1 protein-coding gene and 1 pseudogene are annotated in these 1,396 nt (G+C 70.1%); one reads left to right on the top strand and one right to left on the bottom strand.

Annotation, left to right across the window (positions count from 1 at the left end; all coding sequences use genetic code 11):
• The coding region (locus ACSFA3_RS23365) for a DUF993 family protein (RefSeq protein WP_435507816.1) at window positions 1-859 on the bottom strand (859 nt) is incomplete at its 3' end.
• Here ACSFA3_RS23365 and ACSFA3_RS23360 point away from each other — a divergent pair.
• Window positions 776-1,396 (top strand): annotated as a pseudogene (locus ACSFA3_RS23360) (DNA-processing protein DprA); the annotation flags it as partial. The gene ACSFA3_RS23365 and the pseudogene ACSFA3_RS23360 overlap by 84 nt on opposite strands.

Here is a 1,396-nt window from a genome sequence, read left to right as displayed (position 1 = left end):
CCACCATCGTGAAATGCTTCTGGTCGCCGTTGAGCCAGGCCATGAACACCACGCCGGTCTTGTAGAAGCGCGTGGGCGCCGCGAAGATGTGACGCGACAGCGGCACCGTGGGGCCGAGGATCGCGTGGAATTTCTCGGTGTTGCCTTGCGCCAGCGCGCCAAGCGCGGCGCTCGCGGCGGGGGCGATGGCGTCGAAGATGCCCAGCAGCGCATCGCTCTTGCCGTGCGTCGGCTCGCTGCCGAAGCCATCACCGGCAATCAGCTCGGCGTAGTTGAAGTCGTCGCCCGTGTACATGCGAACACCCGGCGGCAGGCGCCGCCGCATCGCAATTTCCTTGTCCTTGTCGAGCAGCGAGATCTTGATGCCGTCGACCTTCTCCGGATGCGCCGCGATGATGCCCAGCGCCGTGTCCATGGCCGCATCGACATCCTTCGTTCCCCAGTAGCCCGCCAGCGCTGGGTCGAACATGTCGCCCAGCCAATGCAACACCACCGGCTGCTTCGCCTGGCTCAGGATGCGGTCGTACACGCGCTCGTAGTCGGCCGGGCTCTTCGCCACGCGGGCCAGCGCGCGGCTTGCCATCACGATCAGCTTGCCGCCGAGTGCTTCGATGGCGGCCATCTGTTCTTCGTAGCCGCGGATCACGTCGTCGACGCTCTTCACGCTGTCGATGTCCAGGTGATCGGTGCCGCAGCCCGAGGCGACCAGCGCGCCGGGTACGTCCTTCGCGGCGTCGAGCGAGCGGCGGATCAGCTCCAGCGAGGTCGGCCAGTCCAGCCCCATGCCGCGCTGCGCGAGGTCGTCTCCTCTGCGCAGGCCGAGGCGCTGCTGCAACCGCCCGTGGGCCTGCAGACGCAGATCGACCAGACCTGGCAGTGGCTCCACACGACCGACAACGGTGTCTCGCGCCGCGTCGTGACGCTGGGCGATGCCAGCTACCCAGCCTCGCTGCTCGAAATGGCCGACCCGCCGCTGATGCTCTACGTGGTCGGCGCCACCGGCTTCGACCTCACGCAGCTCGGCCACAGTATCGCCGTGGTGGGCAGCCGCAATCCAACGCCGCAGGGCGCGACCAACGCCCGCAGCTTCGCGCGGGCGCTGGGCGAGGCGGGGCTGCCCGTGGTGTCGGGGCTGGCGCTGGGCGTGGACGGCGCGGCGCACCAGGGCGCGCTCGATGCGGCCGGCGACGCCCCGCGGCTCGCGACGGTGGCCGTGGTGGGCACCGGGCTCGACCGCGTCTACCCCGCGCGGCACCGTGACCTGGCGCACCGCATCACGCTGCAGGGGCTGATCGTGAGCGAGCTGCCGCTGGGCACGCCGCCGCTCACGCAGAATTTTCCGAAGCGCAACCGGCTCATCGCCGGGCTGGCGCGCGGCACGCTGGTGGTCGAGGCG

This window comes from Variovorax glucosi (assembly GCF_051216695.1).
Classification (GTDB): domain Bacteria; phylum Pseudomonadota; class Gammaproteobacteria; order Burkholderiales; family Burkholderiaceae_C; genus Variovorax.
The sequence above is the reverse complement of the archived record's forward strand: the minus strand, read 5'-3'. Positions and strand labels throughout refer to the sequence as shown.